Origin of the sequence: Curtobacterium sp. MCLR17_040 (assembly GCF_003234735.1) — a bacterium.
Lineage (GTDB): Bacteria > Actinomycetota > Actinomycetes > Actinomycetales > Microbacteriaceae > Curtobacterium > Curtobacterium flaccumfaciens.
The window spans coordinates 158,138-184,587 of the sequence record NZ_QKTE01000002.1 but is presented as its reverse complement, the minus strand read 5'-3'; the positions used below and the strand labels follow the sequence as shown (position 1 = coordinate 184,587).

Below are 26,450 nucleotides of genomic sequence, written 5' to 3'. Positions count from 1 at the left end.
GGTAACGATCGGTCTGCCTGCTCGGCTATGCGCCCAGGCCGCGCAACCCCGCTCGCTCCGCGATGTCGACGAGCTGCTCACGCCACCGGACCCATTCCTCCGGGGACTTGTCGGCCAGGTTGCCGTCGCCGTCGCCTGCCAGGCCGTCGAGCATCTCGCGCACGATGTCGGCGTGACCCGCGTGCCGGGCGGTCTCGTACGCCATGTGCACCAGGATCCGGTGCAGCGTGACGTCCCGGTGCCCCTCCGGCCACCACGGCACGGTCCCGGTGGCGGTGAGGTCGAGCGCCTCGATCGTGGCGTCGGCGTGGGCGGCACTCCGGTGGTGGAAGGCCACGATGTCGGCCATGGTCTCGTCGAGCGAGGCGTACATGTCCTCGCCGTCCTCCGACTCGAGCCAGGCGGGCTGGTCCGGCAACGGCCGCCCGAACACCTCGCCGAAGTAGCCGGCCTGCACCCCGGCGACGTGCTTCACCAACCCGAGGACGTTCGTACCCGTGGGGGTCACCGGCCAGCGTGCCTGGCGCTCGGCCAGCCCGTCGAGCTTGGCCAGCAGGGCCGCGCGGTGCTTCTGCAGGTACCGGTGCAGCGTCCGCTTCACCGCGGCGTCGGCGGCAGCGGCGTCCGCGCCCGCGCCGGCCGCGGCCGCGGCCGCCGCACCGTCGGGGTTCCGCGCTGCCCCTTCGTCCGACAGCAGGGCGTTGCCGCTCGCCGCCAGGGTGCTGGTGCTCGCAGGGTGCACCTCGGGGACCGCTTCGACGTCGCTCATGCCCCCGATCGTGCCACCCGGAGCTCCTGCAGGCGCGTCGACTCCTGCACGGCGACCCGTTCGGCCGTCAGCAGCAGGCCGGCGACCTCGGTGCCGGTGCGTGCCGGGGCGTCGTTCCAGCTCGTCAGGTCCCGTACCCGCCCCATCCGGATGTCCGGCGCGGGGCACCACATTACGGGCTCGCCCTCGTCGCGGGCGAGGGCGTGCCACACGACGTCGAGCGCGTGCTGCACCCGGGGAGCGTGCACCGCGTGCGGGCCGCCGGCGGCGGACACGACCGCGCCGACCAGGCAGGCACCGACGAGCGGCCGGCCCTGCACGTCCATCGCGGCGGCGCTGGAGGCCTTGCGCTCGCGGCCGTGCTCGTCGAGGTAGGCGAACCAGGCGTGCTGGACCCACCCGCGTTCGACGACGGCGCGGGCGTCGGAGAGCAGGTGGACGAGTTCCCCGAGTTCGCGCACCCGGTCGTCGACCCGTCGCGCGCGGGCGGCGGCGCGGCGGTCCGAGATCCGGTCGAGCAGGCCGCGGAGACCGCGTCGCTCGGGTCGGACGGGGGCGGGGGAGGCGTCGGTGGCGACGTCGTGCTGGACGCGGAGCTCGAGGGTCATGGCGGCCCCTCCGATCGGCTGTGCACGGATGGTGCGGTCACGATAGCCCCGCGGGGACTCAGTCGTCCAGCACCGCGTCGATGCTCCGTTGCGCGACGCTCCGGAAGGCGCGTTCGTCGGCGGTCGCCAGCGCGGACGCGAGCGCGACCGCCCACCCCCGTGCGCGCAGCCAGGTGGCGTCCGGGGCCGCGACGCGCGCCCGGAACGCGGAACGCCCCGGCACGTCGAGCGTCAGCCAGGCGGTGGCGAGGTCGACGGCCGGGTCGCCCGCGGTGACGTCCCCGAAGTCGACCACGGCCGACAGGCGGTCGGCTCCGTCCGACGAGTCGACGAGCAGGTTGAAGGGGTGCAGGTCGCCGTGCACCCAGACGGGAGGCCCGGTGTGTGCGGGCGCGGCCGCTGCGGTCCGCCACAGCGTGGCCAGCTCTCCGGCCCGGTGCACGCCGTGCTCGTCGAGTCGCGTCAGCACGGCGTCGCTCCGCGACGCGAGCGGCACCGCACGGAACGGGTTCGCCGGGGCGTCGTCCGGGGCCGGGACGTGCAGGAGTACGACGAACGCGGCGAGCGCCTCGGCGACGGGGACCCCGGCCGCCCGTTCACCGATCGCCGTGCCGGGCAACCACGGCACGATGCTCCACGACCACGGGTAGCCGAGGGCGGGGCGTCCGGTGCGCACCGGGGCCGGCACCGGGACGACCGATCCGACCCGGGCGGCGATGTCCGGCAACCAGCGCTGTTCGTGTTCGACGAGCCGTGCGGCCAGCTCCCGACGGGGGACCCGGACGGCCAGGTCGTCGCCCAGACGCAGCACGACGTTGTCCCAGCCGTTCGCGACGACCTCGAGCGGGAGCCCGGCCAGGTCAGGGTGCTGGTCGTGCAGCAGGGCCCGGACGAGCGGGACGTCGACGTCGACCTCGGCAGCGGGTGTGGGCACCGCGTCAGGCTAGTGGGCCGCCGGACACATGCCCGCGAACTGGGGCCGGTGGCGCGACCCCCTTCTCGCTAGTCTCAGAGGTGAGGTGACGTGGGTGTTTCCCTGGGGGGACCCGCGTCACTCCGGAGCGATGAGCGCGACGAGCCGCGGGATCTCCGGACGCAGCCGTTCGGTGACGAACGCGTCCAGCAGGACCGTCCAGAGTTCCCGCAGGCCTGCGAACAGGTCGGCCCGACGGGTCATCACGTCCGAGACGGTCTGCACGCCGGTGTAGGCACGGACGACGACCCGGCCGACCAGGTCCGGGTCCCACCGCGGGTCGATCTCGCCCACCTCGACGGCCTGCCGCGCGAACCCGGCGACCACCGTGGTCCAGTCGGTGTACGGGTCCTGCCGCGCGACGTCGCTCGCGGCCACGTCGGTCGACAGCCGCACCCCGGCGCTCACGACGACCTCGGACGTCATCTGGACCGCGAGCCCCTGGCACAGCCACATGATCGACTCGAGCGGGGTGGTGCCCCGGGCCACCGCGGCCTCGCCGTAGCGGCGCGAGATCGCGTGCTGCTCGGCGACGACGGCCCCGGCCATGTCGGCCTTCGACGTGAAGTGGAAGTACAGCGCACCCTTGGTCATCCCGATGCGTTCGGCGATGCCGTCCATCGAGGCACCGACGTACCCGCGTTCGTCGAACTCCGCGGCCGCGCCCTCGATGATCGCCGTGCGGGTCGCGAGCGACCGCTGCTGCCGGGTCGGTCGGTCCTGCGCCATGGGGTCCGATCGTAGTCAGCGCACGCTGCCGCCGGGGTCCACTGGCCGCATTCGGCAGGCGTTCGGCCGGGTGCCCTACGGTCGGTCGCCATGGACGGATGGCGGAACCCTGCGCGCTGGGCACGGACGGGTCGGTGGCTGCTGCTGCCGATCGCGGTGCTGGACTGGGTCGCGCTCGCGCCGCAGACCATCGTGGTGCTCGCGTTCCTGATCGCCGTCGTCGGGCTCGCCGGCATGGGTGCGGCCCTCGTCGTGCACATGCTCCGTCGGTCCCGTGGGGCGATGGCCGGCCTCGGCGTGGTGATGCTGCTCGGCGGCCTCGTCGTGTTCGGCCTCGACCCGTTCCCGGGCTCCTTCCCGCTCATCCAGTCGTGGTGGCCGGAGTCCATCACGCAGCCGCAGCACGTCGGCAGCGCGTACTGGCAGCTCGCCGGCCTGGGCATCGAGCTGGCCGGGTTCGCCTTGCTCGCGACCCTGCTCGTGGTCTCACTGACCGGGACCCCGCGCCCACGGCAGGACCGCTTCCGCTCCTGATCTGCTGCGGGCGGCGGTCCGCACCCCGGGCGGCGCCTGGGCGGCGGATCCCACTCAGTGCCGCGTGAGCACCACCAGCGTGACGTCGACCACGGCGTCCGTGGGGACCGCCGTGCGCACCCGTTCGACCACGGTGGCCCCGTCCTGAGCCGAGCGCACCAGCGCGGCGAGGTCGTCCAGGTGCCGGAGCCCGTCCAGCGACAGGACGCCCTGGGTACAGATCGCCAGCCGGTCCCCGGGGTCCAGGTCGAGCGCGCCGGGCGACCGGGGGATCGACGCCGGCTGCAGCCCGAGCGGCAGGTCGAGCGGGTGCAGGACGCGAGCCGGACCGTCGGCGGGGACCAGCACCGCGAGGCCGTGGCCGGCGTCGCCGAAGTCGACGTGACCCGACGTCGGGTCGAGCCGCAGGTGGAACAGCGAGCCGACGGCGTCCGCAGCCGACAGGTCGGCGGTGACCTGCGCCTCCAGGCCGACGATCGCGTCCGACATGGCCGAGCCGGTCCGTGCTGCCACGGCACCGCGGACCGCCGCGGCGAGCAGGCCCGACGCCGGGCCGGCCGCGCTCACCCGGCCGACGGTGACGTGCAGGGCACCGTCCGGTGCGACGCGCCAGTCGGCGACGTCACCCCCGCCGTCGTCGTGCTGGGCCACCAGGACGTCGAGGTCGTACCCCGGCACCGCGACCGGGTCCGGCACCAGGCCGTCGAGCACCCGACGGACCCGCCCGCGGTCGATGGCGACGCCGAGCTCGCGCTCCGCCCACCGGGCCAGGTCGCCCAGCAGGGCGACGTCGTCCGGTGAGAACGTGCGCGGCACCGCGTCCATCAGGCACAGCGTGCCCACCCGGGTGCCGTCGACCATGGTCAACGGTGCGCCCGCGTAGAACCGGATGCCGTGCTCGGCCACCGCCGCGGTGTGGGCGAACCGGGCGTCGAGCGACGCGTCGGGGATCACCATCGGTTCGCGGGTGAGCACCGTCGACGCGCAGAACTGCTCGCTGGCGGGGACACTCGACCCCTGGTGCCAGCCGAAGGTCGACTGCGTGGTGACGAGGTCGTGGTGGACGAGGTTGAGGAAGGTCAACGGGACGTCGAACGCCTCGTGGGCCATGCGGGTGATGCGGTCGAAGCGCTCCTCGGGTCCTGATCCCAAGATGGCGAGCGCCTCGATCACCGCGGTGCGCTTGTCCGCACCGTCGAGATGGTTGGTCACCCGGCCTGTCTACCCCCATCGTCCGACAGGAACCAGTCCCGTGGGTGGGGGTCAGCCGTCAACTCGCGGCGCTCGGACACCGGGGCGGCCCAGGCGGCGGCGTTCGACAGCACGCGCTGGATGTCCGGGTGGTGGTAGACGGGGTACTCCTGGTCGCCGGGCGAGAAGTAGAAGACCTTGCCGAGCCCCCGGCGGTACGCGACACCGGAGCGGAAGACCTCGCCGCCCGCGAAGGTCGACAGGAACACCTCTTCGTCGGGGCGCGGGATGTCGAAGTACTCGCCGTACATCTCCTGCCGGTCGATGACGATCGGGTGCGGGACCCCGGCGGCGATCGGGTGCTCGGGCGCCACAGTCCAGACGAGTTCGCGCTCGCCGTCGTTCCGCCACTTCAGCGAGCAGGTCGTGCCCATCAGGCGCTTGAACGGCTTGGAGTAGTGGCCGGAGTGCAGCACCACCAGGCCCATGCCGGCGTGCACGGCATCGACGACCAGGTCGACGACGGCGTCGCTGACCTCGTCGTGGGCGGCGTGGCCCCACCAGAACAGCACGTCCGTGGTGGACAGTCGTTCGGCGGTGATGCCGTGGTCGGGTTCCTGCAGGGTGGCGGTGGAGACGTCGGCCCCGGGCTGCAGCTGCCGGAGCGCCTGGGCGATCACGGCGTGCATGCCGTCGGGGTAGTGCCCGACGACCGTCGCGTCACCGCGGGTCTCGTGCACGTTCTCGTTCCAGACGACGATGTTCAGGGGACGGTTCTCGGTCGACGGCGACATGGGACCCACGCTACCCGTGATCGCTTTGCGCAGGTCCTGGCGTTTCCTGATCGTTTGGCCTACCTTCAGATCACAATCGCGCAGGCGACGGTGCCAGGGGGTGCCGGTCACCGCCCGCGCAGGACAGGGGCTCGTCCGATGCAGCACCGCACCATCACCACCGTCGCACTCGCGGCGGTGCTCGCACTCGCCGTACCGACCACCGCGTGGGCATCACCCACCGGTCACCACTCGAAACGGACCGCGACCACCTCGACCGAGACCTACACGGCGAGCGACGCGGTCATCCCGAACCCCTCGCGCGGGTTCGACCACACCACCGAGACGCACTACCGCGCCGACGGCACCGGGTACACGCCGCTCGACGCCGCGACCCTCCAGGGCTACCGGGCCGAGGGCGTCACGCAGGTCGTCCGGGTGTTCTACATGGAGGCGTTCGTCCAGCAGCGGCAACTCAGCCCGGCCTGGCTCGCGCTCGTGCAGCACGACTACGACACCGCGCGCGCAGCCGGCGTGGGTGTGATCACCCGGTTCGCGTACGTCCAGGGTGGCTCGTACCCGTACTCGGCGCCGTACGGTGACGCCGACCTGCCGACCGTGCTCGCGCACATCGAGCAGCTCACCCCGACGCTCCGCCGGAACGCCGACGTCATCCCGACCCTGCAGGGGGGATTCATCGGGCTCTGGGGCGAGGGCTACTACACGGACCACTTCGCCAGCGACCCGGCGAACCCGGGTGTGCTGACCGAGGCCGACAAGGACGCCCGACGACAGGTCCTGCAGGCCGAACTCGCGGCCCTGCCGTCCAGCCGCTCGGTCCAGGTCCGCACGATGCAGATGAAGCAGGACGCACTCCGCACGCCGTCCGGCACGGCCGGGGCGCTCACCCCGGCGCAGGCGCACGACGGGTCGGCAGCGTCGCGCATCGGGCACCACAACGACTGCTTCCTCGCCTCGCCGGACGACTTCGGCACGTTCCTGAGCAACCCGCTGTCGCTCGACCAGGACTACCTGGCGGCGGAGTCGCGGTACGTCCCCGTCGGTGGTGAGACCTGCGCCGTGAACGCGCCGCGGTCCGAGTACCCGTCCGCCTCGGCCGAGATGGCGAAGTACCACTACAGCTACCTCAACCTCGACTACAACAAGGACGTCCTGGCGACCTGGGGTGCGGAGGGCATGACCGACGCCGCGAAGAAGCTCGGCTACCGCTTCACGATGACGTCGAGCACCGCCACCTCGGGCGCGAAGCCGTCGGTGGCGGTGTCGATCCGGAACGACGGCTGGGCGGCGCCGTACAACAGCCGCCCGGTGCAGCTCGTCCTGACCGACGGCGATCGCCGGGTGACCGTGCCCGTGGTCGCCGACGCGTCGTCCTGGCAGCCGGGACGGACCGTGACCGTCCGGGCGTCGCTGGCCGACGTGCCGAACGGGCGCTGGAGCGTCGCACTCGCCCTGCCCGCGCCGGAGGCCTCGGTGGCGGCGAACCCGGCCTTCGCGATCCAGACGGCGAACACCGGCACGTGGGACGCGAGCGCGGGTGTGAACCGCCTCGGGCAGACGGTGGTCGTGCGGCACTGAGCGGACCTGCAGCGCGCCCCGGGTCGGACGATCCGGGGCGTTCTGCTGTCTGTCAACCGGGTCCGCCACGATTGACGGCATGACTCCGCGCTCCCTGTTCCGCGCCGCCGCGGTCGCCGAACTCGTGACCTGGACCCTGCTCATCCTCGGGATGGTGCTCAAGTACGGCCTGGACGTCGGTGACTGGGGCGTCCGCATCGGCGGTGGGGTGCACGGCTTCGTGTTCCTGGCGTACCTGGTGGTCACGACGGTCGTCGCGGTGAACCAGCGGTGGTCGTTCGGGGCGCTCGTGCTCGGCTGGGCCAGTGCCGTCGTGCCGTACGCCACGGTGCCGTTCGAGGTCGCGGTCGCCCGCCGCGGCATGCTCGAGGGCTCCTGGCGCCGCTCGCCGGACGCCCAATCGGGTGTCTGGGACCGCCTGCTGTTCTTCGTGGTGCGTCGGCCCGCCGTGGCCGCGGGCATCGGGGTCGTGGCCGTCGCCCTGGTCTTCACCGTGCTGCTCGCCGCCGGCCCGCCCGTGCCGTCCCGCGGCTGACGCGACGAGCGCCACGCGTCCCTTCGTGAGCAGCAATGGTCGGGTTCGTGGTGCGGACGCGACCACGGACGGACGGGAGGCCCGGTGCCAGCTGGCACCGGGCCTCCCGTCCGTGGGCTGGTCGCTGCTAGAGCGCTGCCAGCGCCGCGTTCAACGTGACGGACGGACGCATGACCGCGCTCGTCTTGGCGTCGTCGGGACGGTAGTAGCCGCCGATGTCGGCCGGGTGACCCTGCACCGAGACGAGCTCGTCGACGATGGTGCGCTCCTGCTCGCCGAGCTTCGCCGCGAGGTCCGCGAACGACGCCGCGAGCTCGGTGTCCTGGGTCTGCGCCGCGAGCTCCTCGGCCCAGTACTTCGCCAGGTAGAAGTGGCTACCGCGGTTGTCGATCGAGCCGAGCTTCCGACCCGGGGACTTGTCCTGCTCCAGGAACGTCCCGGTGGCGCGGTCGAGGGTCTCGCCCAGGATCTTCGCCCGCTCGTTGCCCGTCACGCCGGCGAGGTGCTCGAGGCTGACCGCCAGCGCGAGGAACTCGCCCAGGCTGTCCCAGCGCAGGTAGTTCTGCTGCACGAGCTGCTGCACGTGCTTCGGGGCGGACCCACCGGCACCGGTCTCGAACAGGCCGCCACCGCCCAGCAGCGGGACGACGGAGAGCATCTTCGCCGAGGTGCCGAGCTCCATGATCGGGAACAGGTCGGTCAGGTAGTCGCGCAGGACGTTGCCGGTGACCGAGATGGTGTCCTCGCCGCGGCGGATGCGCTCGAGCGAGAAGCGCATGGCGTCCTCGGGCGCGAGGATCTCGATCTGCAGGCCCTCGGTGTCGTGCTCGCCGAGGTACTGGCGAACGAGCCCGATCAGGTTCGCGTCGTGCGCGCGGGTCTCGTCGAGCCAGAACACGGCCGGCGTCGCGGAGGCACGGGCGCGGGTGACGGCGAGCTTCACCCAGTCGCGGATGGCGACGTCCTTGGTCTGGCAGGCGCGCCAGATGTCGCCGGGCTCGACGTCGTGCTCGATGACGACGTCGCCCGAGGCGGTCGTGACGCGGACCACACCGGCGCCGGGCAGCTCGAAGGTCTTGTCGTGCGAGCCGTACTCCTCGGCCTTCTGCGCCATCAGGCCGACGTTGGGCACGGAGCCCATCGTCGACGGGTCGAAGGCGCCGTGGGCGCGGCAGTCGTCGAGCACGGCTTGGTAGATGCCGGCGTAGCTCGAGTCGGGGATGACGGCGAGGGTGTCGTGCTCGTCGCCGTCCGGGCCCCACATGTGGCCCGAGGTGCGGATCATCGCCGGCATCGAGGCGTCGACGATGACGTCGCTCGGCACGTGCAGGTTCGTGATGCCCTTGTCCGAGTCGACCATGGCGAGCTCGGGGCCGTCGGCGATGCCCTGCTTGAAGGCACGCTCGATCTCGGCGCCGTTCGGCAGCGCACCGAGGCCGGCGAGGATCGAACCGAGGCCGTCGTTCGGGGTCAGGCCCGCGGCGGCGAGGTCGGCGCCGTAGCGCTCGAACACCGACGGGAAGAACGCCTTGATGACGTGGCCGAAGATGATCGGGTCGGAGATCTTCATCATCGTGGCCTTGAGGTGCACGGAGAACAGGACGTCCTCGGCCGCGGCGCGCTCGATCTGCTTGCGCAGGAACGACTCGAGTGCGGCCACGTGCAGCACGGTGCCGTCCACGACCTCGCCCTGCAGGACGGGGATCGACTGCTTGAGGACCTGCTCGCTGCCGTCCTCGGCCACGAAGGTGATCGTCAGGACGTCGTCGGCGGGGGCGATCCAGGACTTCTCGTTCGAGCGGAAGTCGTCGACGCCCATGGTGGTGACGTTCGTCTTCGAGTCACGCGACCAGGCGCCCATGCGGTGCGGGTGCTTGCGGGCGTAGTTCTTGACGGACAGGGGTGCGCGGCGGTCGGAGTTGCCCTCGCGCAGCACCGGGTTGACGGCGCTGCCCTGGACGCGGCCGTAGCGGGCGCGGACGTCGCGCTGCTCGTCGGTCGTGGCCTCGTCCGGGTAGTCGGGCAGGTCGTAGCCCTGCGCCTGCAGTTCCTTGATCGCGACCTTGAGCTGGGGGATCGACGCCGAGATGTTCGGCAGCTTGATGATGTTCGCCTCAGGGGTCTTCGCCAGGTCGCCGAGTTCGGCGAGGGCGTCGTCCAGGCGCTGCTCGTCGGTGAGCCGCTCCGGGAACTGGGCGATGATCCGGCCGGCGAGCGAGATGTCGCGGGTCTCGACGTCGACACCCGCGGTGCCGGCGAAGGCCTGGATGACCGGGAGGAAGGAGTGGGTGGCGAGGAACGGCGCCTCGTCCGTGAGGGTGTAGATGATCTTGGCCATGCTGGCGGGTACTCCCTTGTTCGACCGTCGGTACGTCCACGGTACTCGTGGCGCAGGATGTCTCGACATCAAGATACATGGCCCCCGCTTCCGCGCGGCAGATGCTCGGCCGACACCCTGGAGGCGCACTGTCGACACATAGGAACGGTGCGTGGACTGGTCTTCCGCAGCACCAGAGCGAGGGAGAGCGCGCATGACCACCACACGGCAGACCCCGGACGACTTCGGCTGGACCGCGGAGGACCTGCGGTCCGCCTACGCCTCGGACGGCAGCGGGCCCTACCGGTACGCGCCGGACGGCGCCGGCCCGTTCTCGTACGACCCCGACGGCTCCGGTCCCTGGCTCGTCGGCCCCGAACCCCGACCGAGTGCCGGGCGGTTCGCACCGCGTCAGCGTGGTAGCCGGTCGCGGTTGCGGCGGATCGGGACGGCCTGCACCGCCGGAGCGCTGGCGCTCGTGCTCGCCGTCGGCAGTGTCTCCGTCGTCGCGCACGCCGCTCCTCCACACCCGTCGGTGCAGGCGAGCGCCGTCCACGGTTCCGGACCCGACGGAGCCTGAGCCTCAGTCGCCGATCGAGACGCGGAACACCCGGACGCCGGCGGCACGGAGCCCGGCGAGCCCGAGCCGCATGCGCAGGGGCCGGAAGGGCCGGCGGAACCCGGACGATGCCGACGCGGCATCGATCTGGTGCAGGACCTCGGACGTCAGGGTGCGCTCGAGCTTCGGCGCGAGCCGGGTCACCCCGGACACCGTGACGACGATGCGGACAGCGTGCGGCGCGAGCATCGGTGCAATGAGCTCGGCAGCAGCCTGCGCCCGGTGGAACGCGGGGTCGTCACCGGGGCGACGGATCGCGATGACGGCCAACGCCGCGTCCCACGTCTCCTCGGGGTCCGGCAGGTCGTCGACCCCGATGACCCGCATCCGCGCGGCGTCGATCCCGGCGCGCACGGCCGCGGCCCGGAGCACGGGCAGGAGTTCCTGGGTACCGGCCAGCACGACGTCGGCCGACGCCAGGTCGACCGTTCCGTACCGCTCACGCGGCGATCGGGCCATGGTGCGGGTCCTTCCGTCGCTTTCCCATGACCGTACCGATGCGGAGGGCCCGGGGGACGCTTCCGCCCGTGGTGATCAGGCGCCTCCCAGCGCACTCGGTAACGAAAAGATCACGAAAGGGCCTGTACAAAGCGACAGAGTCGTGCAGAATAGTGGGCGGCCATGACGACTGCACCCGAACTCGACCAGCACCCGGAGACCCCGGTGGTGCACCTGTCCCGTCGCGCCGCCCTCGAGGCCGAGCGTGCAGCAGCCCGCGGACCGCAGCGTCGCAGCAAGACGGCGCCGGTCGCGAAGGCCGAAAAGCCGGCCAAGGCAGCGAAGGCCGCGAAGCCGGCCAAGGCGCCGAAGGCCGCGAAGGTCGCCAAGCCCGTGCAGGCCGTCGTCCTCGCGACCGCGTCCTCGGCCACCGAGCCGGCCGGCCGCCGTTCCGCAACCGCACGCGCCACCACCGAGCACGTCGACGACCGCATCCAGCGCGTCGTCCGTCGCCCCGCACCCAAGGTGACCCGCGTCGCCAGCGCACCCCGGGCCTCCCGGTCGGCCCGCGCCGGACGCATCACGCTCACCAGCGCCGCGGCCGCCATCGCGATGTTCGCCGCCTCGGCGATGCCCGCCCACGCGAGCGCCGGCACCTCGATGGCCACCTCGACCATCGCACCCATCGTGCGTACCCAGGACTACGCCGTGACCCAGGCGGTCACGGCCGCCGGGTTCGACCGTGACGGCTTCACCGTCGGCGGCGGCTCGACCGTCACCACGAAGACGGCTGGTTCCGCCGACACCGCGGCGACCGCGGGCGGCGCCGTCTCGTTCGGCGGCGCGGTCCGCTCGCCGTTCCCCGGCCCGGTGCAGATGAGCTCCGGCTTCGGGTACCGCTCGGCACCGTGCGGCGCGTGCTCGTCGCTGCACCAGGGCCTCGACTTCACCCCGGGCATGGGCACGCCGATCGGCGCCGTCGCCGCGGGCAAGGTCCGGGTCTCGGGCACGTACTTCTCGTACGGCAACGCGGTCATCATCGACCACGTGGTCGATGGCCGTCAGGTCTCCACGCTCTACGGCCACATGATCCCCGGCTCCTCGCCGCTCAAGGTCGGCGACACCGTCGCGGCCGGCCAGTTCATCGGGCTCGTCGGGTCGTCCGGCGTCTCGACCGGTGCCCACCTGCACCTCGAGGTCCTGATGGACGGCGTCACGCCGATCGACCCGAAGGCGTGGCTCGAAGCCCGCATCGGTCGCTCGCTCACGCTGTAGCGACCGCGCCCCGCACCGACCGCTCCCCGTTGCGACGCGGGATCCACAGCCGCTGTCGAGCGGCAGCACGGTGATGTCCCAGTCGGCCTGTGCAGACTCACAGGCATGGACGATCCCCACAGACCGCCCGCCCGTCGTCGATCCGAGGCGGCTGCCCGCTGATGGGCGCCGACACCTGGATCGCCTTCGGGCTCGTCATCCTCTTCGTGCTCGTCGGCGGGGTCTTCGCGGCCGCCGAGATCGCTCTCGTCTCCCTCCGCGAATCCCAGCTGCAGCAGCTCGAACGCCGCGGCCCCCGCGGGATGCGGGTCGCCGAGCTCGGCCGTGACCCCAACCGGTTCCTGTCCGCCGTGCAGATCGGCGTGACCGTCGCCGGGTTCTTCTCCGCCGCGTACGGTGCATCCTCGATCGCACCCGACGTCGCGCCGCTGTTCCAGGGGCTCGGCCTCGAGCAGGGCACGGCCGAAGCCGTCGCGCTGGTGCTGATGACCCTCATCATCGCGTACCTGTCGCTCGTGTTCGGCGAGCTCGTGCCGAAGCGCCTCGCCCTGCAGCGTGCCGAGGGCTTCTCGATGGCCGTCGCCCCGACCCTGGAGCGCTTCGCGGTGCTGATGCGGCCGGTGATCTGGCTGCTCTCGAAGTCCACCGACACCGTCGTGCGACTGCTCGGCGGCGACCCGAACGCCCGCAGCGAGTCGATGAGCACCGAGGAGCTCCGCGGCCTGGTCGACGAGCACACCGGCGTCGATGAGCAGGGACGCCGGATCGCCCGCAGCGCCCTGGACGCCGGTGACCGCATCCTGCGCGAGTCGATGCGTCCCTGGTACGACGTCTCGACGCTGGATGCCGGCCTCTCCGTCGCCGAGGCCACCGACCAGGCCATCGCGGCCGGGCACACCCGGTACCTCGTGACCTCCGGCGGACGTGAGGAGGTGCAGGGGTTCGTGCACCTCCGTGACCTGCTGCGTCCGGTCGATCCCTCGGCACCGGTCGCCACGCTCGTCCGGCCGGTGCTCGCCCTGCCCGAGACGAAGTCGCTGTCGAGCGCGATCGCGGACATGCGCACCGACGGCCACCAGATCGCCCTGGTGGTCGACGAGTACGGCGGCAGCGCGGGCATGGTCACGCTCGAGGCGCTGCTCGAGGACCTCGTCGGCCGCATCCGCGACGAGTGGGACTCCACCGAGCACGACGAGTCCGTGCTGGCACACGACGGCGTCGACGGAGCCACGGTGCTCGAGGACCTGGCCGCGGACGGTGGTCCGGTCCTGCCGGACGGCGACTACGAGACCGTGGGTGGGCTCGTGCAGGTGCAGCTCGACCGCGTGCCCGAGGTGGGTGACGTCGTCCTGGCCGGCGGCCACCGCCTCGAGGTGACCGCCATGGACGGTCACCGCGTCGCGCGGGTGCGCATCGGACCCGACGCCGCGCCCTGACCGCGGCCCCCAGCGGTCGGGAGGCCCGTGGCGGCCCCGCCACGGGCCTCCCGACCGGCCCTGGTCGCGTCCACCCCGTCGAAGCGACTGAATCCCGCGAATGTTCGGGCACGATCTGTCGCTTTTGCGAACCGGACGGTCGGGCGACCCGCGAAGTGTCGCTTCTGCGCACCGGGGGCTGACGGGTACCGCCCGTGCCTGCCGGACGCACGGCCCGGGCACGTAAGCTCGTCGCATGGGTATCGACGTGCGCAACGAGATCCGCGACTTCCTGTCCTCCAGGCGGGCGCGGCTCACCCCCGAGCAGGTCGGCATGCCGTCGTTCGGCGGTGGCGTCCGACGCGTGCCCGGGCTGCGTCGGCACGAGGTCGCCATGCTCGCCGGCGTCAGCGTCGACTACTACACGCGACTCGAACGCGGCTCGCTCAAGGGCGTCTCGGACAGCGTGCTCGAGGGCCTGGCGAGCGCCCTGCAGCTCGACGAGGACGAGCGTGCGCACCTGTGGGACCTCACGCGCCTGGCGAACTCCGGCGCGAAGGTCATGCACCGGAACGTGCCGACCCGCGTGCGCCCCGGCGTGCAGCGGCTGCTCGACGCCATCACCGGCGCGCCGGCCTGGGTGCGGAACGAGCGCGGGGACGTCGTCGCGACGAACGAGCTCGGCCGCGCGCTCTACGCTCCGCTCTTCGCCGGCCCCGGACGCCCGGTGAACACCGCACGCTTCACGTTCCTCGACCCGGCCGCCCGCGACTTCTTCCCGGATTGGGCGCAGACCGCGAAGGACGCCGTGGCCGTGCTCCGGACCGCCGCGGTGTCGAACCCCTGCGAGCCGGGACTCATCACGCTCGTCGGTGAGCTCTCCACCCGGAGCGAGGAGTTCCGCGGCTGGTGGGCCGCCCACGACGTCCGGATGCAGCGCACCGGCAAGAAGCGCATCGACCACCCGATCGTGGGGGAGCTGCGGCTGTCCTACGAGGCGCTCGACCTGGTCGCCGACCCCGGCCTGACGCTGTTCTCGTACTCGGCCGAACCGGGCAGCGAGTCCGAGCGGTCGCTCGCGCTGCTCGGCAGCTGGGCCGCGACGGAGCGGGCCGAGCAGTACGCGGCCATGCGCGAGTCGGAGTCCGAGTCCGAGTCGGTCGACTGACCCGGCCCGCCGACGGGCAGGTGCGTCAGCGCCGTGGTCGGAACGTCAGGCCTGGGGCGGCACGTCGCCGTCGAACAGCTCCGGCGAGCGCATCCGCTCGATGCGCAGCTGCCGCTCCGTCGCCGACAACCGCAGCACACGGATCGCGGCGAACACGAGCACGATGAGGGCGACGGCCAGCACGGCGAGCGCCAGCACGAACAGGGCGTAGAGGACGACGACGAATCCGAGACCACTGTCTGCGAGCATCCGTCGAACATAGCAGCGCGGGTTCGTAGGGTGGAGACGTGACGAGGACCACGGACGGCTCAGCCGGGGACGCGGACCACCGGCAGCACCGCCGGCCCGAACCCGCGTTTGCCCGCGCGGTCGCGAAGGCCCTCGGAGACGCCCGGGCCGTGCTCGACGTCGGGGCCGGCGCTGTTTCCTACGCACCGACCGACCGCGACGTGACCGCCGTGGAACCCGCCGGAGACCTGCCCTTCGCCGACGCCACCTTCGACGCCGCGATGACGACCTTCTCGCTGCACGAGTGGGACGACCTCGAACGCGGGCTCGCCGAGGTGCGTCGGGTCACCCGGGGCCCGATCGTGGTCCTGACGTTCGACCCCGACCGCATCGAGCGATCCTGGCTCGCCGAGTACGCGCCCGAGGTGCTGTCGGCCGACGCCCGTCGCCATCCGGCACTGCCGCGGATCGCCGACGCACTGGGCGACGACACCGTGACGAGCACCCCGTTGCCGATCCCGTTCACGTGCGTCGACGGGTTCGCCGAGGCGTACTACGCGCGCCCCGAGCGGCTGCTCGACCCCGGCGTGCGCCAGGCGGACCCGGCATGGGGACTGGTCGACGAGTTCACCGTCCGGCGGTCGGTGGCAGCGCTCCGGACCGCGCTGGAGTCGGGGGAGTGGGACCGGCGGCACGGGTCGTTGCGGATCCGCCCGACGTACGAGGGCTCGGTCGTCCTGGTCACGGCGACGCCGAACCGGCCGCGGGCTGACCGGGCCGGGCTTGACACCCGGTCGTAGGCTGGTCGGGTGAGCTTCCAGGAGGTGGTCGGCGCCCGTATCGCCGGCATCAGGGCGTGAGGCCCCCGGTCGTGCCCTCGGGTGCGGCCGCCCTCGTCGAACCCTGACCTCCTCCGCCCGGTGCGGTGTGCGTCCGCACACCCCGGGCCTGCACGAAAGCGATCACCCATGCTCCCCATCGTGGAGAAGACCCTCCGCACGTCCTTCGTCAACGCCTCGCGCAAGGAGGTGTCCGACCTCACGCTGCCCGCCGACTTCGAAACGCTCGACTGGGACGCGCTCGACTACCTCGGCTGGCGCGACCCGAAGATCGGTCGGCGTGCGTACGCCGTCGTGCCGACCCTGGACGGCGACCTGATCGGCATCCTGTTCCGGCAGGCCGAGGCCTCGCCCCGCTCCCGTGCCCAGTGCTCGTGGTGCCAGGACGTCAAGCTGCCGAACGACGTCGCGTTCTACAGCGCGAAGCGGTCCGGGCCGGCCGGACGGAACGGCAACACCGTCGGCACCCTGGTGTGCCAGGACTTCCAGTGCTCGCGGAACGTCCGGAAGCTGCCGCCGCCCGCCTACGAGGGGTACGACGTCGAGGCAGCGCGCCTCCGGCGCATCGAGGACCTGCAGGTCCGGGCCGCGTCCTTCGCCGCCGAGGTCTGAGACGCGACTGACGACGGACGGGAGGCCCGTGGCGGATCCGCCACGGGCCTCCAGGCCGTCAATCGGTCGCGTCTACCGACCGATGGTCGACATGTCGGGGTAGCGGTCACCGGTCGGGACCGGCAGCGCCGACAGGCGCGACAGCTGGTCCGCGGTGAGCGTCAGGTCGGCTGCGCCGACGTTCTCCTCGAGGCGGGAGACCCGCTTCGTGCCGGGGATCGGGACGATGTCGTCACCCTGGGCCAGCAGCCAGGCGAGCGACACCTGCGCCGGGGTGGCCCCGGCCTCGGTCGCGATCTCCTTGACCGCGTCGACGATGCGCATGTTCTGCTCGAACGCCTCCTGCTGGAAGCGCGGGTTCGCCAGGCGGAAGTCGTCGGAGTCCAGGTCGGACGGCTTCGTGATGGCACCCGTCAGGAACCCGCGGCCGAGCGGCGAGTACGGCACCAGGCCGATGCCGAGCTCGCGCAGGGTGTCGAGCACGTCGCCCTCGGGGTCCCGCGTCCACAGCGAGTACTCGCTCTGCAGCGCGGTGATCGGGTGGACGGCGTGGGCCTTGCGGATGGTCTCGGCACCGGCCTCGGACAGTCCGATGTGCCGGATCTTGCCCTCCTGCACGAAGCCGGCGAGCTGGCCGATGACGTCCTCGATCGGGACGGCCGGGTCGACGCGGTGCTGGTAGTAGAGGTCGATGTGGTCCGTGCCGAGGCGACGGAGTGAGCCCTCGAGCGCCTCGCGCACGGACTCGGGCTTGCTGGAGATCCCGCGCTGCTGCGTCGGGGTCTCTTCACCGGCCTCGTGGTGGTACAGGCCGAACTTGGTCGCGATGACGACGTCGTCGCGACGGCCCTCGAGCGCGCGGCGCAGGAGTTCCTCGTTCGTGTAGGGGCCGTACGCCTCGGCGGTGTCGAACAGGGTGACGCCGAGGTCGATCGCGCGGTGGATGGTGCGGATCGACTCGTCGTCGTCGGTGCCGGCGCCCGTGTAGAAGGCGCTCATACCCATGGTTCCGAGGCCGATCGGTCCGACCTCGAGGTCTGCGAGCTTGCGTGTCTGCATGCTGCAGGTCTACTCCCGGTCCCCCTGACGGCGGGAGGCACTGGCTGTACCCGCCTCCGCACCGCTAGGCTGCGAGGGACGGGGCAGACGCCCTGGGCTCGGGGGAATGTCGTGGTCGTCATCTGGATCGTCATCGCCGTGGTCGTCGTGCTCGGCGCCCTGCTCGTCGTGCTCGAGGTGCAGAACCGCCGTCGGCGGCGGGCGCTCGCGGACCTCGAGGACTTCTCCGACCCCACGGCCGGGTCACGTGCCATGGCCGATGCCGAGGCCGCTCGATCGACGGCCGAAGGCGTGTCGAAGACCGCGCACCCGGGTGGCAGCGCCGCCAGCGGGATGTTCTCCGGCTGACCCACCCGGCCGCTCCGGCGGTTGTGCGAAGCAGCGGATCGCGGTGACCCGAGCTGCCCGCGCTTCGTGAGGTTCCTCCAAGGTGCTCGCACGAGTGCTCCGCGCACTGGTGTGATCGACCCGTGAACCTGTACTTCCGACTGCTCCTGCTGCAGCTGCGCACCCGTCTGCGCGCTCGGGTCGGTGGACGCCGCCGGGCGTCGCTCTGGGACGAGGTCCGGACGCCGTTCCGGGTCGCTCCCACCGACCTCGACCCGCTGCGCCACGTCAACAACGGCAAGTACCTGTCGATGCTCGACCTCGGTCGGCTCGACTTGATGCTCCGCTCCGGGTACTGGGCCGCACTGTCCGAGCACGGCTGGTACCCCGTCGTCTCGGCGCAGACGATCACGTACAAGCGGTCGTTGACGCTCGGCCAGCGGTTCGAGCTCCGCACCCACGTGCTCGGGGTCGACGACCGTGCCGTGTACCTGGAGCAGACGTTCGTGCGGCAGGGTGCCGTGATGGCCCGCGCCGTGGTGCAGGCCCGGTTCCTGCGACGTTCCGGCGGGACGGTGCCGACCGCGGACCTGCTCGAGGCGGCGGGCGGCGCGGACCGCGACCTCACCGTGCCCGACTGGGTGCACGACTGGGCGAGTGCGACCCGGATCAGCAGCAGCGCGGCCTGACCCGCGCGGCCGCCCGGTCCTACGATGACCGCATGGACATCGTCGACCTGGTGCTGCCGGACGTCGCCGCGTGGCGCGCCTGGCTCGACGATCACGAGCACGAACCCGACGGCGTGTGGCTCGTCCTCGCCAAGAAGGGCGTCACGGAGCCGACGACGCTGACCTACGACACGGCCCTCGACGAGGCGCTCTGCTCCGGGTGGATCGACGGGCAGCGGCGCGGGCGCGACGACACGACCTACCGCCAGCGGTTCACCCCGCGCCGGAAGGCCTCGCTGTGGTCGCAGCGGAACCTCGGCCTGGTCGCCGCACTCATCGCCGAGGGGCGGATGCGGGAGCGCGGGCACGCCGAGATCGAGCGCGCCAAGGCTGACGGCCGGTGGGACCGCGCCTACGCCGGCTCGGCAACGGCCACGGTGCCCGTGGACCTGCAGGCCGCGCTCGACGCCGCCCCCGCAGCCGCCGCGCTGTTCGCCGAGCTCGATGCCACGAACCGGTACGCCGTGCTGCACCGCATCACCACCGCCCCGAACGCCACGGTGCGGACGAACCGGCTCACCAAGCTCGTCGGCGGACTCGAACGCGGCGAGACCCCGTACCCGCGACCCACCCGTCCGTAGACCCTGCGAACCCGGAAAGCGGTCGGGGGACACCGACTCAGGGACCGGCAACGCACCGGGCGTAGACCGGGGACATGACCACAGGCACTGACACCACGAACCGTCCGGCCGCGTCCTCCGGCACCTTCCGCATCGGCGGCGACCTCGAGGTCAACCGGCTCGGCTACGGCACCATGCAGCTCACCGGCCCCGGCGTCTGGGGACCGCCGAAGGACCACGACGAGGCGATCCGCGTCCTCAAGCGTGCCGTCGAGCTCGGCGTGAACTTCTTCGACACCGCCGACTCGTACGGCCCCTACGTCGCCGAGGAGCTCCTCAAGGAGGCCCTGCACCCCTACGGCGACGACGTCGTCATCGCCACGAAGGCCGGCCTCACCCGCACCGGCCCGAACGTCTGGCCGCCCGTCGGCCGCCCGGAGTACCTCCGGCAAGAGGCGGAGATGAGCCTCCGCCGCCTGGGCCTCGAGCGCATCGACCTCTTCCAGCTGCACCGCATCGACCCGAAGGTGCCGCTCGAGGACCAGGTCGGCGAGCTGAAGAAGCTGCAGGACGAGGGCAAGATCCGCCACATCGGCCTGTCCGAGGTCTCCGTCGACGAGGTCAAGGCCGCACAGGAGATCGCCACGATCGTCTCCGTGCAGAACCTCTACAACCTGCAGAAGCGTGACGCCGAGGAGCTGCTCGACTGGTCCGAGGAGCAGGGCATCGGCTTCATCCCGTGGTTCCCCCTGGCCACGGGTGGCCTGACCGGAGAGGACTCGCCGCTCACCGAGATCGCCGAGCGCAAGGGTGCCACCCCGGCGCAGCTCGCGCTCGCCTGGCTGCTCAAGCGCTCCCCGGTGATGCTGCCGATCCCCGGCACGTCGAGCGTCGCGCACCTGGAGGACAACCTCGCGGGTGCCACCGTCGAGCTGACCGACGACGAGTTCGAGGAGCTGGCGAAGCTGGGTCACTGACCCTCCGGGCGCGACCGCGGGTCGCGAACGCGCCGACCGGTCGGACGGGAGGCGCGGTGCCAGCTGGCACCGCGCCTCCTGTCCGTTTTCCCGCCCCGTCCAGATCCGTGCTTGCGCACGCATACCGGGTATGTGCATACTCAGTATGGCCACGGTGGCCCGAGACAGGGGAAGTGTCATGAGCGTTCGGATGGGCGTACTCGCGCTGCTGGTGGGGGGACCCGGCTACGGGTACCAGCTCCGGGGGGAGTTCGAGCACCGCACCGGCGGGAGCTGGCCGCTGAACATCGGCCAGGTCTACACGACCCTGGACCGCCTGGAACGCGACGGCCTGGTGGCCCGCGGCGACGCCGACGACGACGGACACGTCGTCTACACGGCGACCGACGCGGGTCGTGCGGAGGTGGCGCGCTGGTTCAGCGAGCCCGTGCCGGCCAAGCGCGGCCGCGACGAGCTGGCGATCAAGTTCGCCCTCGCCGTGACCGTGCCCGGGGTCGACGTCGCCCGGCTGGTGCAGGTGCAGCGCGGTGCCGCGATCCGGAACCTGCAGGACCTGACGCGGCTGAAGCGCACGACCGACCCGTCGACCGACCTGGCGTGGTCGCTCGTGCTCGAGTCGATGGTGTTCCAGGCCGAGGCCGAGGTGCGCTGGCTCGACCACGTGGAGTCGAGTGTCGCGCGGTACCGGCCGGACGAGCACCCGGCGGCGCCTGCCAGTGCCGACGCTGCCGCTGCCGCTGCGGCTGCGGCTGCCCGGAGCGCACGGTGACCGCCGCACCGCTCCTGCAGCTCGATGCCGTGAGCGTGCACTACGGCTCCGGCGCGAAGGCCGTCACCGCCCTGGCCGGCATCGACCTGCGGGTCGAGCGCGGCGAGATGGTGGCCGTGATGGGCACCTCGGGGTCGGGCAAGTCGACGCTGCTCGCCTGCGCCGGCACCCTGCTGCCGCCGACGAGCGGTGAGGTGCTGATCGACGGCGCCTTCGTGTCCGACCGTCCCGCCAAGGAGCTCGCAGCGTTGCGCCGCCGACTCATCGGGTTCGTGTTCCAGGACTTCAACCTGATCCCCTCGCTGACCGCGGTCGAGAACGTGGCACTGCCGCTCGAGCTGGACGGGTGGAAGGCCTCGCAGGCCCGCCGCGCCGCGGAGCTCGCGCTGGACAACGTCGAGCTGTCGCACCGCTCCGACGCCTACCCGGACGACCTGTCCGGCGGCCAGCAGCAGCGCGTCGCGATCGCCCGCGGCGTGGTGGGCGAGCGCCGGCTCGTGCTCGCCGACGAACCGACCGGAGCCCTCGACTCGCAGACCGGCGAGGTCGTGCTCCGCATGCTCCGTCGGCACGTCGACGCCGGAGCCGGCGCCCTCCTGGTGACCCACGACGCCCGGCACGCGGCCTGGGCGGACCGGATCGTGTTCCTGCGCGACGGTCGGGTGGTCGACGAGACCGTGTACTCGGGCGTCGAGGCCGCGCTGACGGACCGGACCGCCTCGTGAGCCGGGGTCGGCGTGCCGGGACCGGCCGGACGCCGTTCGCCCTGAGACCGGCGCTCCGTCTGGGGCGTCGACTGGCGTTCGCGAAGGCGGGCCGTGCGGCACTGATCATCGCGCTCATCGGCATCCCCACCGCCGGGTTCGCCGCCGTCGCCGTCGTCGTGCAGTCCACACAGGCCACCGCAACCGAGCGGCTCGACTACGACCTCGGCCAGGCATCGGCGCAGATGCGGGTGTCCGGCCCGGACCTGCCCGGCATGGTGCAGGACCCCGTCCAGTGGCAGTCCACGGACTCGAAGCGGAACAGCCCCGTCACGAAGTCGGACGAGGACTCACCGTTCACGAACGTCCTGGCCCACGTGCCCGACGGCGCCCTGTCGATCCCGGTCGGCGGCACACCCGTCGTGGTCCAGGGGCCGAAGGGTCCCGTCGGCCTGACCGCGGTCGAGGGCAGCGTCTGGGACCCGTCGCTCGAGGGCCACTGGCACGTGCTCGACGGTTCCAGGCCGACCACGCGCAGTGAGCTCATGGTCACGCCGGCGACGCTCGACCGCCTCGGGGCGCACATCGGCGACACGGTGGACCTGACCGACCCGGTCACCAAGCGCTTCACGATCACCGGCACCATGACCGACCTGGGGACGGACCCGGGTTCGCAGGGCATCTTCCTGCCCTGGGGCACGACGCTCTCGACGACCGACACCACCGATGACGTCGGGCTCACCGACGTCACCGTGTACCTGCCGTCGGACGCCCCGACGTGGTCGGAGATCCGGCAGCTCAACGCGCACGGCATCATCGTGCAGTCGCGTCCGGTCGTGCTCGACCCGCCCGACGCCCGGCTCCCCGGTGGGCAGCTGGGTTCGTCGCTCGGCTGGTACCTCGGGGCGATGGGACTGCTCGGCGTCTTCGCGATGTTCGAGGTCGCCCTGCTCGCCGGGGCCGCGTTCCTGGTCGGCACCCGGGCGGACACCCGCTCGTACGCCATCGTCACGAGCGTCGGCGGGGACAAGCGGTTCGTCCGCACGATCGTCGCCGGGTCGGGCCTGGTGCTCGGGCTCGTCGGCGCGGTCCTCGGGGTCGCCGCCGGCACCGGGATCGGTGTGCTCGCCTACCGACTGATCGACAACGGCAACGTGGCGTCGTTCCCCGGGTTGCACGTGCCGCCGCTCCTGCTGCTGTCCATCGCGGCCGCCGGGGTGCTCGCCGGACTCGTCTCCGCGCTCGTCGCCGCACGGTCGGCGACCCGGATCAACGTGCTCGCGGCGCTGCGGGGCTCGCTCCGTCCGGTGCCCGTCAGCCGTCCGGCCCGCCGTCGTCGGCGCATCTGGGGCCCACTGCTCATGGTCCTCGGAGCCGTGATGACGATGGCGTGCGGCGTCGGCGTCCTCATGCTCAACGACCGCCCTGTGCAGCACGACCGGTGGGCCTACGTCGTCGGTGTCGGCGTCGCGATCGGGCCGTGCCTGATGCAGCTCGGCATCGCCATCTGCTCACCGTGGCTGCTCGCCCTGATCACCCGGCTCACCTCGCGGGCCGGTCTGTCCGCCCGGCTCGCCGCCCGCGACGCCCGCCGCAACCCGGTCCGCACGGTGCCGGTGCTGGCGAGCGTGATGAGCGTCGTGTTCGTGGCCTCCGTCGTGATCACGTGGAGCGCGTCGAGCCACGCCCAGTACGTCCGTGGGTACGAGTACTCCACGGCGGTCGGGGTGGCGACGGCCGAGGTGCAGACCGAGACGAAGGACGGCGGCAGTACCGGTCGCCACGACGCAGAACTGACGGCCCACGCCGCGAAGGTGGTGTCCGGGGTCTTCGACCAGGACCGCATCCGGGTGCTCGGTGTCGCGCAGGAGCAGCCGGGCGACACCCCCTCGACCGTCACGATCCCGCACCGCTGGAGCGCGTACGACTGCCCGGTGAACGACACCAGGAGCTGCTCGTACTACCTGGACACGGCGAGCGTGTCGAGCCCGCACATCTGGACCGGGACCGTGGACGACTACGCCGTGCTCACCGGGCACCGGCCGTCCGCCGCCGTGCGGGACGCGCTCGAGGGCGGCGAGGCCGTGTCGCTCTGGCCCGAGTACGCCCACGACGGTGCGGTCCGCGTCGACACCTTCCACGACCGGACGTGGGAGAGCGACCCCATCACCGAGCGGAGCCGACCGGCGGCCAGCGTCTCGATCCCCGCCGTGCTCGACGTGCAGACCCCGCGGATCCAGGTCGGCGTCTTCATGACGAAGGCGACCGCCGAACGGTACGGCGTGCCCGTGGTCGACGGCATGCTCGTCACGACGCTGCCCCACGACCTCGACCCGGCCCAGGCGGACGAGCTGAGCTCGGCGTGGCAGAGCTTCGGCGGCGACGACCGTGCCCGGTGGAGCGGCCCGTCGTTCATGTACGAAGCCGGCCCCACCGACAACGAGGCGATCATCCGGGCGATCGTGCTCGCACTGGCCGCGGCCGTCACGATCGGTGCGACGGCGGTGGCGATCGGACTCGCACGGTCCGACGGCCGGCGGGACGACGAGGTGCTCGACGCCATCGGTGCCGCACCGCGCCTGCGCCGAGGGGTGTCGACTTGGCAGGCGGCGATCCTGGCCACGGTCGGCTCGGTGATCGGGACACTCCTCGGACTCCTGCCGATCCGCGCCCTGACCCTGCGGTTCACCGAGAGCCCGGTCGGGGTGAACCACATGCCGTTCATGCCGGACTGGCCGGTGCTGGCCCTGCTCGCGATCGGCCTGCCCCTCGTGGTGACGGCCGGGGCGTGGCTGACCTCGCGGGGTCGGCGGCGGGTGGCGGTGCGACGGGCGCACTGATGCGCGCGCTGCCTGAGCCGCGCGCTGCGTGAGGCTTCGCTTGGTGAGCAGAAGATGTCGAGTCGGCTGCTCGGACTCGACGTCTTCTGCTCACGAAGTGACCGGCAACGAAGACTCGGAAGCACATTGACTACGTTTGGCGTCACAACAACCGAACGATCACAGTGCGGACGTCCTTGAGTGGCCACATCAGCAACGGATGGGTGAGATGAGCGAGATTGCACGGCTCGTCGATGCCGGAGCGATCGAAGCCGCGGTCGCCGAAGCTCAGGGGCTGACTCCCGACCGGGTCGCCGACCTCCTCTTCGCCTCGGGCGGCTTCGCTGTGGACATGGCTCCGTACGACGCGTTCGTCCGGCGCTGGTACGAGCGCCTCGACAGCCCCTATCTGCGCGCGGCGGCGGCGGAACGATTCGGGGATGCCTACCTCACCGAACTCGCGGGGGTGCCCGGGGGCGAGGCGTTCGCGGCCGAGCTGACCGAGGCCGCACTCCGAGCCGTGATCGCGCACACCGGTCGACTGATGCGCGGGCCGGCGATCACCGAATGGGCAGAACCGCACGTCGCGGTGATGAGCACCGCCCGCGCGCGGTCCTGGCGAGCGGCGTCGATGGATCTCGCGAAGGTGCACTTGCCGGAGTGACGGACGGGAGGCCCGTGGCGGCATCGCCACGGGCCTCCAGTCCGTCATGGAGTGAGCAGAAGGCGACGGGTCGGGTTTTCGGACTCGTCGCGTTCTGCTCACTCGATGCCACTCACGGGAGCTCGGGCAGCGCCTCCGCGTAGGTGCGGAAGTCGCCGCGCTCCGTGTGGATCGCCCACAGACGGTCGGCGATGGACTCCCCGGAGTGCTCGGGCTGCCCGTCGTCGATGCCGAACGGGATGATGAGCTGGCCGACGTGGACGTCCTCGTCGCGCACGGCGTCGTGCAGCAGCTGCGCGTAGGCGCTCTCGGCGGCGAAGGCGACGGACGTGCCGGTGACGCGGGCGCCCGGTCGGACCGCGCTGCCGCCGTTCACGAACAGGATCGTGCCGTGGCCGATCGCGCGCATGCCGGGCAGCACCTGGCGGACGGCGTTGACCGAGCCGTGGACCGAGAACTCGATCGGGCCGACCAGGTCGTCCGCCGTGGTCTCGAGCACGGGGCGCATGTACTCCTTGGCGGGGAGCGGGCTGTACTGCAGCACCTCGATGGGGCCGAGCTGCTCCGTGGCGCGCTCGAGCGCGGTGCGCAGGGAGTCCCCGTCACGGACGTTCGCGGCGAACCCGGCTGCGGTGTGGCCGCGCTCACGCAGCTCCGCGGCGAGGCCGTCCAGCCGGTCCTGGTTGCGGGAGATCAGGGCGACGGCGAAGCCCTCACGGGCGAAGCGCTCGGCGACGGCGAGGCCGAGGCCCTTGCCGGCCCCGACGATGGCGATGGTGGTCATGCGGTGTACTCCTCGTCGCTCACGTGCTCGAGCCAGGTGGTGGTCGTCGCCGGGTCGGCGGCGGCCTCGAGCATCGCGAGGTGTTCCATGTAGTCGGTGGGGGTCGCGCCGTGCCAGTGTTCCTCGCCGGCGGGCGTGTAGACGGTCTGTCCAGCCTGCACCTCGATGACGCGGCCGTCCCGGGTGCCCATCCGCGCGACGCCCTCGGTGACGTGCAGGGTCTGCCCCTTGGCGTGCGAGTGCCAGGCGGTGCGGGCGCCGGGCAGGAACCGGACCTTGGCGACGGTCATCGTCTGACCGGGCTCCTTCGGCGAGGCGATGGCGTCGAGGTACACGTCGCCGGTGAACTGCTCGGGCGGGTTCTTGGCGGTCGGCTGCTTCGGTTCGATCTGCATGCCGACGACGGTAGGCCGCCGTGCGCACCGTCGGGAGGTGCC

At 72.1% G+C, this 26,450-nt stretch carries 29 protein-coding genes; 17 read left to right on the top strand and 12 right to left on the bottom strand.

The features are described 5' to 3' along the window. Window positions 1-25: 25 nt before the first annotated feature. From DEJ01_RS02880 to DEJ01_RS02865, 4 genes are all read right to left on the bottom strand, one after another. Window positions 26-769, bottom strand: a complete 744-nt coding sequence (locus DEJ01_RS02880; protein WP_111092164.1) for a DinB family protein — start codon at window positions 767-769, stop codon at window positions 26-28. Beyond that, a complete protein-coding gene (locus DEJ01_RS02875; protein ID WP_111092163.1) occupies window positions 766-1,377 on the bottom strand; it encodes a hypothetical protein in 612 nt (203 codons plus the stop codon). The genes DEJ01_RS02880 and DEJ01_RS02875 overlap by 4 nt, the downstream gene beginning before the upstream one ends. 58 nt (window positions 1,378-1,435) lie before the next feature. After that, complete coding sequence (locus DEJ01_RS02870) at window positions 1,436-2,311, bottom strand: aminoglycoside phosphotransferase family protein (RefSeq protein WP_111092162.1); 876 nt, start codon at window positions 2,309-2,311, stop codon at window positions 1,436-1,438. A gap of 117 nt (window positions 2,312-2,428) precedes the next feature. Beyond that, window positions 2,429-3,079: a ScbR family autoregulator-binding transcription factor gene (locus DEJ01_RS02865; protein WP_111032168.1), complete on the bottom strand. Its 651-nt coding sequence runs from the start codon at window positions 3,077-3,079 to the stop codon at window positions 2,429-2,431. Window positions 3,080-3,169: 90 nt separating this feature from the next. Between DEJ01_RS02865 and DEJ01_RS02860 the strand changes: the two genes are divergently transcribed. Next, window positions 3,170-3,613 (top strand): disulfide bond formation protein B, encoded by a 444-nt coding sequence (locus tag DEJ01_RS02860; RefSeq protein ID WP_111028891.1) that lies wholly within the window; start codon window positions 3,170-3,172, stop codon window positions 3,611-3,613. A 54-nt stretch (window positions 3,614-3,667) separates the two neighbouring features. On the opposite strand, the gene DEJ01_RS02855 is transcribed toward DEJ01_RS02860, so the two are convergent. Together DEJ01_RS02855 and DEJ01_RS02850 are read right to left on the bottom strand one after the other, a co-directional pair. Continuing rightward, window positions 3,668-4,825 (bottom strand): GAF domain-containing protein, encoded by a 1,158-nt coding sequence (locus tag DEJ01_RS02855; RefSeq protein WP_111092161.1) that lies wholly within the window; start codon window positions 4,823-4,825, stop codon window positions 3,668-3,670. After that, window positions 4,822-5,598, bottom strand: a complete 777-nt coding sequence (locus DEJ01_RS02850) for a ThuA domain-containing protein (RefSeq protein WP_258375627.1) — start codon at window positions 5,596-5,598, stop codon at window positions 4,822-4,824. Before DEJ01_RS02850 ends, DEJ01_RS02855 begins: the two co-directional genes overlap by 4 nt. Before the next feature lie 138 nt (window positions 5,599-5,736). On the opposite strand from DEJ01_RS02850, the gene DEJ01_RS02845 reads away from it, so the two are divergent. Together DEJ01_RS02845 and DEJ01_RS02840 are read left to right on the top strand one after the other, a co-directional pair. Then, the gene (locus tag DEJ01_RS02845; protein WP_111092160.1) at window positions 5,737-7,176 is read left to right on the top strand and encodes a DUF4832 domain-containing protein; all 1,440 of its coding nucleotides are present in this window, start codon (window positions 5,737-5,739) and stop codon (window positions 7,174-7,176) included. A 79-nt stretch (window positions 7,177-7,255) separates the two neighbouring features. Next, window positions 7,256-7,711 (top strand): DUF3817 domain-containing protein, encoded by a 456-nt coding sequence (locus DEJ01_RS02840; protein WP_111092159.1) that lies wholly within the window; start codon window positions 7,256-7,258, stop codon window positions 7,709-7,711. A gap of 127 nt (window positions 7,712-7,838) precedes the next feature. Here DEJ01_RS02840 and DEJ01_RS02835 read toward each other — a convergent pair whose 3' ends face one another. Then, window positions 7,839-10,049 (bottom strand): NADP-dependent isocitrate dehydrogenase, encoded by a 2,211-nt coding sequence (locus DEJ01_RS02835; RefSeq protein ID WP_111092158.1) that lies wholly within the window; start codon window positions 10,047-10,049, stop codon window positions 7,839-7,841. 193 nt (window positions 10,050-10,242) lie between these two features. Between DEJ01_RS02835 and DEJ01_RS02830 the strand changes: the two genes are divergently transcribed. Then, window positions 10,243-10,608 (top strand): hypothetical protein, encoded by a 366-nt coding sequence (locus DEJ01_RS02830; RefSeq protein ID WP_111092157.1) that lies wholly within the window; start codon window positions 10,243-10,245, stop codon window positions 10,606-10,608. A 3-nt stretch (window positions 10,609-10,611) separates the two neighbouring features. Here DEJ01_RS02830 and DEJ01_RS02825 read toward each other — a convergent pair whose 3' ends face one another. Next, window positions 10,612-11,106 (bottom strand): hypothetical protein, encoded by a 495-nt coding sequence (locus DEJ01_RS02825; protein WP_071406257.1) that lies wholly within the window; start codon window positions 11,104-11,106, stop codon window positions 10,612-10,614. A 162-nt stretch (window positions 11,107-11,268) separates the two neighbouring features. On the opposite strand from DEJ01_RS02825, the gene DEJ01_RS02820 reads away from it, so the two are divergent. From DEJ01_RS02820 to DEJ01_RS02810, 3 genes are all read left to right on the top strand, one after another. Further along, complete coding sequence (locus tag DEJ01_RS02820; protein WP_111092156.1) at window positions 11,269-12,360, top strand: M23 family metallopeptidase; 1,092 nt, start codon at window positions 11,269-11,271, stop codon at window positions 12,358-12,360. 161 nt (window positions 12,361-12,521) lie between these two features. After that, window positions 12,522-13,796 (top strand): hemolysin family protein, encoded by a 1,275-nt coding sequence (locus DEJ01_RS02815; RefSeq protein WP_111092155.1) that lies wholly within the window; start codon window positions 12,522-12,524, stop codon window positions 13,794-13,796. Between the two features lie 235 nt (window positions 13,797-14,031). Continuing rightward, window positions 14,032-14,943, top strand: a complete 912-nt coding sequence (locus DEJ01_RS02810; RefSeq protein ID WP_111045772.1) for a helix-turn-helix transcriptional regulator — start codon at window positions 14,032-14,034, stop codon at window positions 14,941-14,943. Window positions 14,944-14,988: 45 nt separating this feature from the next. Here the strand turns inward: DEJ01_RS02810 and DEJ01_RS02805 are convergent, their stop codons facing one another. After that, window positions 14,989-15,192 carry a hypothetical protein gene (locus DEJ01_RS02805; protein ID WP_017887883.1) on the bottom strand — a complete coding sequence of 68 codons (204 nt, stop codon included), beginning with the start codon at window positions 15,190-15,192 and terminating at the stop codon, window positions 14,989-14,991. A 38-nt stretch (window positions 15,193-15,230) separates the two neighbouring features. Between DEJ01_RS02805 and DEJ01_RS02800 the strand changes: the two genes are divergently transcribed. Both DEJ01_RS02800 and DEJ01_RS02795 read left to right on the top strand, forming a co-directional pair. Then, window positions 15,231-15,971, top strand: a complete 741-nt coding sequence (locus tag DEJ01_RS02800; RefSeq protein WP_111092154.1) for a class I SAM-dependent methyltransferase — start codon at window positions 15,231-15,233, stop codon at window positions 15,969-15,971. A 168-nt stretch (window positions 15,972-16,139) separates the two neighbouring features. Further along, window positions 16,140-16,622, top strand: a complete 483-nt coding sequence (locus DEJ01_RS02795) for an FBP domain-containing protein (RefSeq protein ID WP_071406263.1) — start codon at window positions 16,140-16,142, stop codon at window positions 16,620-16,622. A gap of 72 nt (window positions 16,623-16,694) precedes the next feature. Here the strand turns inward: DEJ01_RS02795 and DEJ01_RS02790 are convergent, their stop codons facing one another. Beyond that, window positions 16,695-17,681, bottom strand: coding sequence for an aldo/keto reductase (locus tag DEJ01_RS02790; RefSeq protein WP_071248528.1), 987 nt, complete (start codon window positions 17,679-17,681; stop codon window positions 16,695-16,697). 111 nt (window positions 17,682-17,792) lie between these two features. Between DEJ01_RS02790 and DEJ01_RS02785 the strand changes: the two genes are divergently transcribed. The 8 genes from DEJ01_RS02785 to DEJ01_RS02750 all read left to right on the top strand — a co-directional run bounded on the left by DEJ01_RS02785 (window position 17,793) and on the right by DEJ01_RS02750 (window position 25,229). Continuing rightward, window positions 17,793-18,029 (top strand): hypothetical protein, encoded by a 237-nt coding sequence (locus DEJ01_RS02785; protein ID WP_111038398.1) that lies wholly within the window; start codon window positions 17,793-17,795, stop codon window positions 18,027-18,029. A gap of 122 nt (window positions 18,030-18,151) precedes the next feature. Next, the gene (locus DEJ01_RS02780; RefSeq protein ID WP_111032155.1) at window positions 18,152-18,697 is read left to right on the top strand and encodes an acyl-CoA thioesterase; all 546 of its coding nucleotides are present in this window, start codon (window positions 18,152-18,154) and stop codon (window positions 18,695-18,697) included. A gap of 32 nt (window positions 18,698-18,729) precedes the next feature. Then, window positions 18,730-19,317, top strand: coding sequence for a YdeI family protein (locus DEJ01_RS02775; protein ID WP_111092153.1), 588 nt, complete (start codon window positions 18,730-18,732; stop codon window positions 19,315-19,317). Window positions 19,318-19,391: 74 nt separating this feature from the next. Beyond that, on the top strand, window positions 19,392-20,273 hold the full coding sequence (locus tag DEJ01_RS02770) for an aldo/keto reductase (RefSeq protein ID WP_027466858.1): 882 nt from the start codon (window positions 19,392-19,394) through the stop codon (window positions 20,271-20,273). Between the two features lie 178 nt (window positions 20,274-20,451). Next, window positions 20,452-21,042 (top strand): PadR family transcriptional regulator, encoded by a 591-nt coding sequence (locus DEJ01_RS02765; RefSeq protein WP_220035290.1) that lies wholly within the window; start codon window positions 20,452-20,454, stop codon window positions 21,040-21,042. Next, window positions 21,039-21,767: an ABC transporter ATP-binding protein gene (locus DEJ01_RS02760; RefSeq protein ID WP_071404089.1), complete on the top strand. Its 729-nt coding sequence runs from the start codon at window positions 21,039-21,041 to the stop codon at window positions 21,765-21,767. Before DEJ01_RS02765 ends, DEJ01_RS02760 begins: the two co-directional genes overlap by 4 nt. Beyond that, window positions 21,764-24,586 (top strand): ABC transporter permease, encoded by a 2,823-nt coding sequence (locus tag DEJ01_RS02755; protein WP_111092151.1) that lies wholly within the window; start codon window positions 21,764-21,766, stop codon window positions 24,584-24,586. Before DEJ01_RS02760 ends, DEJ01_RS02755 begins: the two co-directional genes overlap by 4 nt. A gap of 199 nt (window positions 24,587-24,785) precedes the next feature. Next, complete coding sequence (locus DEJ01_RS02750) at window positions 24,786-25,229, top strand: hypothetical protein (protein WP_111092150.1); 444 nt, start codon at window positions 24,786-24,788, stop codon at window positions 25,227-25,229. 112 nt (window positions 25,230-25,341) lie between these two features. Here the strand turns inward: DEJ01_RS02750 and DEJ01_RS02745 are convergent, their stop codons facing one another. Together DEJ01_RS02745 and DEJ01_RS02740 are read right to left on the bottom strand one after the other, a co-directional pair. Continuing rightward, window positions 25,342-26,013 (bottom strand): SDR family oxidoreductase, encoded by a 672-nt coding sequence (locus DEJ01_RS02745; RefSeq protein WP_111092149.1) that lies wholly within the window; start codon window positions 26,011-26,013, stop codon window positions 25,342-25,344. Continuing rightward, on the bottom strand, window positions 26,010-26,408 hold the full coding sequence (locus DEJ01_RS02740) for a cupin domain-containing protein (protein WP_111092148.1): 399 nt from the start codon (window positions 26,406-26,408) through the stop codon (window positions 26,010-26,012). Before DEJ01_RS02740 ends, DEJ01_RS02745 begins: the two co-directional genes overlap by 4 nt. Between the last annotated feature and the right edge of the window lie 42 nt (window positions 26,409-26,450).

What these genes read in the sequence shown, in the direction of transcription:
- DEJ01_RS02745 (WP_111092149.1), bottom strand. Translation starts at nt 26,013, where the DNA reads ATGACCACCATCGCCATCGTCGGGGCCGGCAAGGGCCTCGGCCTCGCC.
- DEJ01_RS02825 (WP_071406257.1), bottom strand. Translation starts at nt 11,106, where the DNA reads ATGGCCCGATCGCCGCGTGAGCGGTACGGAACGGTCGACCTGGCGTCG.
- DEJ01_RS02835 (WP_111092158.1), bottom strand. Translation starts at nt 10,049, where the DNA reads ATGGCCAAGATCATCTACACCCTCACGGACGAGGCGCCGTTCCTCGCC.
- DEJ01_RS02740 (WP_111092148.1), bottom strand. Translation starts at nt 26,408, where the DNA reads ATGCAGATCGAACCGAAGCAGCCGACCGCCAAGAACCCGCCCGAGCAG.
- DEJ01_RS02795 (WP_071406263.1), top strand. Translation starts at nt 16,140, where the DNA reads ATGCTCCCCATCGTGGAGAAGACCCTCCGCACGTCCTTCGTCAACGCC.
- DEJ01_RS02860 (WP_111028891.1), top strand. Translation starts at nt 3,170, where the DNA reads ATGGACGGATGGCGGAACCCTGCGCGCTGGGCACGGACGGGTCGGTGG.
- DEJ01_RS02805 (WP_017887883.1), bottom strand. Translation starts at nt 15,192, where the DNA reads ATGCTCGCAGACAGTGGTCTCGGATTCGTCGTCGTCCTCTACGCCCTG.
- DEJ01_RS02880 (WP_111092164.1), bottom strand. Translation starts at nt 769, where the DNA reads ATGAGCGACGTCGAAGCGGTCCCCGAGGTGCACCCTGCGAGCACCAGC.
- DEJ01_RS02830 (WP_111092157.1), top strand. Translation starts at nt 10,243, where the DNA reads ATGACCACCACACGGCAGACCCCGGACGACTTCGGCTGGACCGCGGAG.
- DEJ01_RS02775 (WP_111092153.1), top strand. Translation starts at nt 18,730, where the DNA reads ATGGACATCGTCGACCTGGTGCTGCCGGACGTCGCCGCGTGGCGCGCC.
- DEJ01_RS02875 (WP_111092163.1), bottom strand. Translation starts at nt 1,377, where the DNA reads ATGACCCTCGAGCTCCGCGTCCAGCACGACGTCGCCACCGACGCCTCC.
- DEJ01_RS02765 (WP_220035290.1), top strand. Translation starts at nt 20,452, where the DNA reads ATGAGCGTTCGGATGGGCGTACTCGCGCTGCTGGTGGGGGGACCCGGC.
- DEJ01_RS02840 (WP_111092159.1), top strand. Translation starts at nt 7,256, where the DNA reads ATGACTCCGCGCTCCCTGTTCCGCGCCGCCGCGGTCGCCGAACTCGTG.
- DEJ01_RS02820 (WP_111092156.1), top strand. Translation starts at nt 11,269, where the DNA reads ATGACGACTGCACCCGAACTCGACCAGCACCCGGAGACCCCGGTGGTG.
- DEJ01_RS02790 (WP_071248528.1), bottom strand. Translation starts at nt 17,681, where the DNA reads ATGCAGACACGCAAGCTCGCAGACCTCGAGGTCGGACCGATCGGCCTC.
- DEJ01_RS02845 (WP_111092160.1), top strand. Translation starts at nt 5,737, where the DNA reads ATGCAGCACCGCACCATCACCACCGTCGCACTCGCGGCGGTGCTCGCA.
- DEJ01_RS02865 (WP_111032168.1), bottom strand. Translation starts at nt 3,079, where the DNA reads ATGGCGCAGGACCGACCGACCCGGCAGCAGCGGTCGCTCGCGACCCGC.
- DEJ01_RS02810 (WP_111045772.1), top strand. Translation starts at nt 14,032, where the DNA reads ATGGGTATCGACGTGCGCAACGAGATCCGCGACTTCCTGTCCTCCAGG.
- DEJ01_RS02770 (WP_027466858.1), top strand. Translation starts at nt 19,392, where the DNA reads ATGACCACAGGCACTGACACCACGAACCGTCCGGCCGCGTCCTCCGGC.
- DEJ01_RS02815 (WP_111092155.1), top strand. Translation starts at nt 12,522, where the DNA reads ATGGGCGCCGACACCTGGATCGCCTTCGGGCTCGTCATCCTCTTCGTG.
- DEJ01_RS02750 (WP_111092150.1), top strand. Translation starts at nt 24,786, where the DNA reads ATGGGTGAGATGAGCGAGATTGCACGGCTCGTCGATGCCGGAGCGATC.
- DEJ01_RS02850 (WP_258375627.1), bottom strand. Translation starts at nt 5,598, where the DNA reads ATGTCGCCGTCGACCGAGAACCGTCCCCTGAACATCGTCGTCTGGAAC.